This window comes from Oceanibaculum pacificum (assembly GCF_001618175.1).
GTDB classification, from domain to species: Bacteria; Pseudomonadota; Alphaproteobacteria; order Oceanibaculales; family Oceanibaculaceae; genus Oceanibaculum; species Oceanibaculum pacificum.
Genome location: NZ_LPXN01000056.1, coordinates 1 through 7156, shown reverse-complemented (window position 1 = coordinate 7156; position 7156 = coordinate 1). Strand labels below are relative to the sequence as shown.

At 66.7% G+C, this 7156-nt stretch carries 6 protein-coding genes; 3 read left to right on the top strand and 3 right to left on the bottom strand.

Annotation, left to right across the window (positions count from 1 at the left end; all coding sequences use genetic code 11):
* Positions 1-47: 47 nt before the first annotated feature.
* The 3 genes from AUP43_RS04375 to AUP43_RS04365 all read right to left on the bottom strand — a co-directional run bounded on the left by AUP43_RS04375 (position 48) and on the right by AUP43_RS04365 (position 2959).
* Positions 48-944 carry a prephenate/arogenate dehydrogenase family protein gene (locus tag AUP43_RS04375; protein ID WP_067553146.1) on the bottom strand — a complete coding sequence of 299 codons (897 nt, stop codon included), beginning with the start codon at positions 942-944 and terminating at the stop codon, positions 48-50.
* Positions 941-2026, bottom strand: coding sequence for a histidinol-phosphate transaminase (gene hisC / locus AUP43_RS04370; RefSeq protein ID WP_067553144.1), 1086 nt, complete (start codon positions 2024-2026; stop codon positions 941-943). The genes AUP43_RS04375 and hisC overlap by 4 nt, the downstream gene beginning before the upstream one ends.
* Positions 2027-2107: 81 nt before the next feature.
* Positions 2108-2959: a chorismate mutase gene (locus tag AUP43_RS04365; protein ID WP_198154823.1), complete on the bottom strand. Its 852-nt coding sequence runs from the start codon at positions 2957-2959 to the stop codon at positions 2108-2110.
* A 227-nt stretch (positions 2960-3186) separates the two neighbouring features.
* Between AUP43_RS04365 and metX the strand changes: the two genes are divergently transcribed.
* The 3 genes from metX to AUP43_RS04350 all read left to right on the top strand — a co-directional run bounded on the left by metX (position 3187) and on the right by AUP43_RS04350 (position 6526).
* Complete coding sequence (gene metX, locus AUP43_RS04360; protein WP_232314872.1) at positions 3187-4314, top strand: homoserine O-acetyltransferase MetX; 1128 nt, start codon at positions 3187-3189, stop codon at positions 4312-4314.
* Positions 4311-4952, top strand: a complete 642-nt coding sequence (metW, locus tag AUP43_RS04355) for a methionine biosynthesis protein MetW (protein WP_067553137.1) — start codon at positions 4311-4313, stop codon at positions 4950-4952. Before metX ends, metW begins: the two co-directional genes overlap by 4 nt.
* A 62-nt stretch (positions 4953-5014) precedes the next feature.
* A complete protein-coding gene (locus AUP43_RS04350) occupies positions 5015-6526 on the top strand; it encodes a M10 family metallopeptidase (RefSeq protein ID WP_067553135.1) in 1512 nt (503 codons plus the stop codon).
* The last annotated feature ends 630 nt before the right edge of the window (positions 6527-7156 follow it).

The following is a 7156-nucleotide window of genomic DNA, read 5'->3' as shown; positions in this document are numbered from 1 at the left end:
GAAGCGGCGTCTCGAAGCATACGGCGGCGCGCACAAGGCCGCGTACCCTATGCCTGCTTGGCGGCGATGATGCCGCGGCGGATGGCGCGGGTGCGGGTGAACATTTCCTCCAGCTTATCGCCCTCGCCCCAGCGAATGGCGCGTTGCAGGTAGGACAGATCCTCGGAGAAGCGCTGCAGCATCTCCAGCACGGCCTCGCGATTGTTCAGGAACACATCGCGCCACATCACCGGATCGGAAGCGGCGATGCGGGTGAAGTCGCGGAAGCCGCCGGCGGAGAATTTGATCACCTCGTTCTTGGTGCTCTCCTCCAGATCGACCGCCGTGCCGACGATGGTGTAGGCGATCAGATGCGGCAGATGCGAGGTGATGGCCAGCACCTTGTCGTGATGCTCGGCCTCCATCTCGGTCACCGTGCTGCCCGCCGCTTCCCAGAAGGCGCGCAGCCGGGCGGCCGCATTGGCATCGCCGTCCGGCAGCGGGGTGAGGATGCACCAGCGGCCGTCGAACAGCTCGGCAAAGCCGGAATCGGGGCCGGAATGCTCGGTGCCGGCAATCGGATGGCCGGGCACGAAATGCACCTCCGCCGGGATGTGCGGCAGCATGTCCCGGATCACCGCCTGCTTGACCGAGCCGACATCGCTGACGATGGCGCCAGGGGCCAGGTGCGGCTTCATCGCCTCCGCCACCCGGCCGCACGCGCCGACCGGCACGCACAGGATGACGAGGTCCGCGCCCGCCACCGCACTGGCGATATCGTCATGCACGCTGTCGGCGAAGCCCAGCTCGCGCACCCGCTTCAGCGTGTCGGGGCTGCGGGTGGTGATGGCGATATGGCCCGCCAGATTGCCGCGCCGGGCGGCATGGGCGATGGAGGAGCCGATCAGCCCCGCCCCCACCAGTGCCAGGCGCTGGAACAGCGGCTTGGTTGCAATCTCGGTCATGTCAAAAGCTCTTTCAGCGCCGCGATCACCTGCTGCATCTCGTCTTCCGTGCCGACCGAGAATCGCAGGTGATGGGGCAGATTGTAGCTGCGCATCTCGCGCACCAGGATGCCGCGCTCGGCCAGGTGGGCCAGCGCCGCGTCGGCGTTCTTGCTTGCCTCGTGCGGAAATTCGACCAGCACGAAATTGGTCACGGTCGGCGTGACCTTCAGGCCCAGCTTCTCCAGCTCGGCCACGGTCCAGGGCATGACCTTCTCATTGTGCGAGCGCGCCTTTTCCAGGAACGCCGTATCCTCCAGCGCCGCGACGCCGGCCGCCTGGGCGGCCAAATTCACGTTGAACGGTCCGCGCACCCGGTTGAGGATGTCGATGAGGTAGGGTGAGCCGTAGCACCAGCCCAGCCGCAGGCCGGCCAGCGCATAGAGCTTGGAGAAGGTGCGCAGCATGATCACGTTCTGCGCCTGCTCCACCAGCTCGATGCCGGCGGAATAATCGTTCTTGCTGACGAACTCGGCATAGGCCGCGTCCAGCACCAGCACCACGTCCGACGGCAGCTTGGCGTGGAAGGCCTTCACCGCCTCGGCCGTCTTGTAGGTGCCGGTCGGGTTGTTCGGATTCGCCAGGAAGACGATGCGGGTCTTGTCCGTCACCTTGGCCAGGATGGCGTCGAGGTCGACGGTGAAATCCTTCTCCGGCGCCATCACCGGGGTGGCGCTGTGCGCCAGGGTGGTGATGGGGAACATGCGGAAGCCATATTCGGTGTAGACCACCTCGTCGCCATGGCCGGCGAACGCCTTGATGATCACCTCGATCAGCTCGTCCGACCCGTTGCCGCAGATCACCCGCGCTTCGTCGATGCCGTGCTTGCGGGCAATCGCCCGCGCCAGATTGGCCGATCCGCCCTCCGGATAGCGATGCAGATTCTCCGCCACCGAGCGATAGGCCTCCAGCGCCTTCGGGCTGGGGCCGAGCGCGCCCTCATTGGCCGACAGCTTGATCACCTTGGCATGCTTGCTGCTGCCATGGGTGGCGATATACGGCTTGAGGTCGAGGATACCGGGACGCGGCTTGGGCAGCGACATGGCGACACCTTCGGTCGGTTGCTGGTTGGTGAAGGGAAGCGGGCAAACGTGCGGGGGGAAAATCTCTAGGCGCTTTTAGGCTCAGGCTCCGTAGGGAGCGGCGTAGCAGCCGAGATGCACGTAATGTCGGATCTGGGATTCGGTGGCGAATGGCGACGGGGACTCGACGGGCAGGAACTGGTCGGCTTCGATCAGCCACCATCGCCCGTCATTCTCGATAGCCGAGGCCAGCACCCGCGCGCCCGCCGGCAGCATCTTGCCGGCCAGCGCCGCGATGCCGCCGCGGCTGACCTCCTGGCTGGTCTCCACCGCCATCAGGCAGCGATCCTGGCCGGACGGCTCGATGGTCAGGCGGGCCAGCGCGAACCCGTCGATGGCGGCGTTGCCGCGCGCGCCTTCGGCGCCGAACAGCGGCAGCCGGGCCACCGCGCGCACCGGCGTCTCGCCGTCATTGCCGACGCCGATCAGCCGCCACCAGGGCATCTCCTCGCCGTCGTTCGGGAGCGGCACGATGCCCACGGCGATATCGCCCTCGGTCACCGCCCCTACCACTTGCGGGGCCGGGCCGATCAGCCCCATCGGGGCGACATTGCCGAAATGGTCGCGCGCGATGTCCCACAGATCGCCGGTATCGGCGATCGCCACGCCGACCGAAAACGGCCCCTGCAACGCCAGCGACGCGCCCATGATCTCCTGCCAGATGCGGATCAGCGCGGTCTGCGGACAGGTGCCGCGATGCCGCTCCACCAGCCCGCGCAGCAGCTGCGCCTGCCGGCTCGGCCGCCAATTATTCTGGCTGCGCTGGCTCTGCTTCAGGTTGGCGACCTCGCGCGTCACCTCGAAGCGGCGGATCAGCAGCTCCTGCATCTGCCGGTCGAGCGAATCGATCTCGGCCCTGAGGGCGTCGAGTCCGGTCTGTTCGGGTATCGGCATGGGCACGGTCATCGGTCGCGAGCGCTTTCGGGCAGAATTTTGCAAGCGGCTAGATTTAGTCCGCGCCTCCCCCAAAATCAAAGAAAACATTGACAGACAACCAGCCCGATCCGTAGCAATCGGCACTTTCGTCCGTTTCCATAGACGGCCATCCGCCCATGATCGAGCTCAGCAGCGCCCCGGCATCGACAGCCTCCCCCGCCTCCCCGCGGAGCGCGGAGGGCAAGATGCTGCCCGGCCACGCCTTCGAGATCGGGCGCGACAAGCCCTTGAAGCTGGATTGCGGCGTCGAGCTGGCGCCCGTCACCATCGCCTATCAGACCTACGGCACGCTGAACGCCGACCGGTCCAACGCCGTGCTGGTCTGCCATGCGTTGACCGGCGATCAGTTCTGCGCCGAAACCCATCCGATCACCGGCAAGGATGGCTGGTGGGACAGCATGATCGGCCCCGGCCGGCCGGTCGATCCGGCGGATTATTTCATCATCAGCACCAATGTGCTGGGCGGCTGCATGGGCACCACCGGCCCGGCCTCGATCAATCCGGATACCGGCAAGCCCTATGGGTTGGGCCTGCCGATCATCACCATCGGCGACATGGTGCGCGCCCAGGCGCGGCTGATCGACCATCTGGGCATCGAGACGCTGTTCTGCGTCATCGGCGGCTCGATGGGCGCGATGCAGGTGCTGGAATGGGCGTCGAGTTACCCGGACCGGGTGTTCTGCGCCGTCCCCATCGCCGGGGCCGCGCGCCATTCGGCGCAGAACATCGCGTTCCACGAGGTCGGCCGCCAGGCGGTGATGGCCGACCCGGACTGGCGCGGTGGCGATTATGCCGGGCAGAAGGTGAAGCCAGTGCGCGGCCTGGCCGTCGCCCGCATGGCGGCGCACATCACCTATCTGTCGGAGCCGGCGCTGCACCGCAAATTCGGCCGCAACCTGCAGGATCGCGCGGCGGTGACCTACGGCTTCGACGCGGATTTCCAGGTCGAGAGCTATCTGCGCTACCAGGGTTCCAGCTTCGTCGACCGGTTCGACGCCAATTCCTATCTCTACCTCACCCGGGCGATGGATTATTTCGACCTGGCGGCGGAGCATGGCGGCGTGCTGGGCAACGCCTTCAAGGGCACCAAGACCCGGTTCTGCCTGGTCTCCTTCACCTCCGACTGGCTGTTCCCGACGCCGGAGACGCGCGAGGTGGTGCATGCGCTGAACGCGGTCGCCGCCAATGTCAGCTTCTGCGAGATCGAGAGCGACAAGGGGCACGACGCCTTCCTGCTGGACGAGCCGGAGATGTTCGCCGTGCTGGGCGGCTTCCTGAAGGGCTGCGCCGAGCATCGGGGACTGCGCAAATGAACCAGCATATCCCCGTGCATACGGCCCCGCTGCGCGTCGACCTCCAGCTCATCGCCGACATGGTCGCCCCCGGCACGCGGGTGCTGGATATCGGCTGCGGCGACGGCGACCTGCTGGATTTCCTGTGGCGCGAGAAACAGGTGGACGGGCGCGGCATCGAGATCAGCCAGGCCGGCGTGAATGCCGGCGTGACGCGCGGCCTGTCGGTGATCCAGGGCAATGCCGACACCGACCTGGCGGATTTTCCCGCCGGCATCTTCGACTACGCCATCCTCAGCCAGACGCTGCAGGCCACCGCAAGCCCCCGGAAGGTGCTGAGCGAGCTGGTGCGCATTGGCAAGCACGCCATCGTCTCCTTCCCCAATTTCGGCCATTGGAAGGTGCGCCGCCATCTGCTGCTGCATGGCCGCATGCCGGTGACCGAGGCGCTGGAGCATTCCTGGTTCGACACGCCGAACATCCATCTCTGCACGATCAGTGACTTCGTCGACCTGTGCGGCGCCCTCGACATCGCGATCGAGCGCGCCATCACGCTGGACGGGGCGGGGCAGCCGCTGACCGGCCTGAAAGCCAGCGGCGCCCTGGCGAATCTGTTCGGCGAGCAGGGCCTGTTCCTGCTGACCCGCAAAAAACCCTAGCTCTCTACGGCATTCCTTATGCGAAACTGCTTCCGGTCGAATAACAGTCCGGGAGCGCCCCCATGCCATCGCCCATCGAAGGATCGGATTTTGACTTCATCGACCTGACGGGCGATTACCGCACCGACAGCCTGCTGGGCGGCGTTTTCTGGTCGGGCGAAGCCGGGTCGGGCGGCACCACGGTCATCTCCTATTCCTTTCCCGGCGACGACAGCGTGTGGTCCACCAGCCGCGCGCTCGGCTATGACCCGCCTTCCGAAGGCGGCGAACCGTGGGACGCCGAATTCGCGCCGCTCAACACCCAGCAGCGGAGCGCCGTGCGCGACGCGCTGGCGACATGGAGCGACGTCGCCAACATCACCTTCCAGGAAGTCAGCGACACCAGCGACACAGTCGGCACGCTACGCTTCGCCTTCACCAGCTACGAGATGGAAGGATCGGCGGCCTATGCCTATTTTCCCGGCAGCGGCCCCATCTCTGGCGATGTCTGGATCAATTCGAACGAGCTTTTCTCGACCGATTGGGAGGCCGGCAGCTTCAATTTCAACACGCTGGTCCACGAGATCGGCCATGCGCTGGGCCTGAAGCATCCGTTCGAGGAATATGGCGACTTCCCCGCCCTGCCGGCCGGGGAGGATTATTACGGCAACAGCCTGATGTCCTACAGCGCCGTGCCGGGCGACAGCGACAGCTTCATGGCCGGCGGGCAGGAAGCCTATACGCCGATGCTGTACGACATCCTGGCGATCCAGGCGATGTACGGCGCGAATACCGCCCACAATGCCGGCAACAACAGCTACAGCTTCGCCGGTGCCGGCACCTATTACGAGACGATCTGGGACGCCGGCGGCATCGACACGATCACCGCCACCGGCAACCGCTCGGTCTCGATCGACCTGACTGCCGGCGCCTGGAGCCAGCTCGGCCAGCCGCTCACCGCCTATGACGGCAATTTCGAGGAAATCACGCTGGCCGAGACGGTGCGCATCGCCCTGGGCGTCGTCATCGAGAACGCGACCGGCGGCAGCGGCAACGACACAATCACCGGCAACGCCGCCGACAATGTGCTGTTCGGCGGCGGCGGCAGCGATTCGATCCTGGGCGGCGACGGCTTCGACTATATCGACGTCAGCGACGGCTTCGGCAATGTGGTGAGCGCCGGCAACCAGGGCGACACCATCGTCGGCAGTTCCAGCGGCGACGAGCTGCGCGGCGGCAAGGGGCTGGATTCCATCGAGGGCGGCGGCGGAAACGACACGATCTATTCCGGCCTCGGCGCCGACACGCTGGTCGGCGGGACGGGCGATGATACCTTCGTGGTGCGCGGCTTCGACGTGAATTTCCAGAACGCGGTGCTGACCCCGACGATCCTGGATTTCGGCAATGGCGTGGACCGCATCGCCATCCAGGGCGTCGACGCCTCGCAGATTGCCGGTATCCTCGCCAGCCAGCAGGCCGGCACCGACGGCGTGACGCTTACGGTCGACGGCCCGCGCGACGCGCTGATCACCGTGCTGGGCGTCACCAGCCTGGATTCCAGCGACGTCTTCGCCGCCGATACGCCGGGGGTGTAGCCGGCGCGCGCCGTCCGGCCCTTCGAGACGCCTGCTTTCGCAGGCTCCTCAGGACGAGGGTGCTTTGGGATGTTCCGCCGGTGCTCCCGCCGGCTGCACCGCCAGATGACCCTTCATGCTGAAGAGCCGGCGCGCGCCGCCCAGTCCTTCGAGACGCGCCTCCGGCGCTCCTCAGGACGAGGGTGCTTTGGGATGTTCCGCCGGTGCTCCCGCCGGCTGCACCGCCAGATGACCCTTCATGCTGAAGAGCCGGCGCGCGCCGCCCAGTCCTTCGAGACGCGCCTCCGGCGCTCCTCAGGACGAGGGTGCTTTGGGATGTTCCGCCGGTGCTCCCGCCGGCTGCACCGCCAGATGACCCTTCATGCTGAAGAGCCGGCGCGCGCCGCCCAGTCCTTCGAGACGCGCCTCCGGCGCTCCTCAGGACGAGGGTGCTTTGGGATGTTCCGCCGGTGCTCCCGCCGGCTGCACCGCCAGATGACCCTTCATGCTGAAGAGCCGGCGCGCGCCGCCCAGTCCTTCGAGACGCGCCTCCGGCGCTCCTCAGGACGAGGGTGCTTTGGGATGTTCCGCCGGTGCTCCACCAGCGCCCTCACCGGCCGTGCCGCCCCGCTCCCCTCATGCTGAGGAGCC

Bases quoted from the DNA above. Each gene is read 5' to 3' on its own strand.
- AUP43_RS04375 (WP_067553146.1), bottom strand. From the start codon at position 944: ATGACCGAGATTGCAACCAAGCCGCTGTTCCAGCGCCTGGCACTGGTG.
- hisC (WP_067553144.1), bottom strand. From the start codon at position 2,026: ATGTCGCTGCCCAAGCCGCGTCCCGGTATCCTCGACCTCAAGCCGTAT.
- AUP43_RS04365 (WP_198154823.1), bottom strand. From the start codon at position 2,959: ATGCCGATACCCGAACAGACCGGACTCGACGCCCTCAGGGCCGAGATC.
- metX (WP_232314872.1), top strand. From the start codon at position 3,187: ATGCTGCCCGGCCACGCCTTCGAGATCGGGCGCGACAAGCCCTTGAAG.
- metW (WP_067553137.1), top strand. From the start codon at position 4,311: ATGAACCAGCATATCCCCGTGCATACGGCCCCGCTGCGCGTCGACCTC.
- AUP43_RS04350 (WP_067553135.1), top strand. From the start codon at position 5,015: ATGCCATCGCCCATCGAAGGATCGGATTTTGACTTCATCGACCTGACG.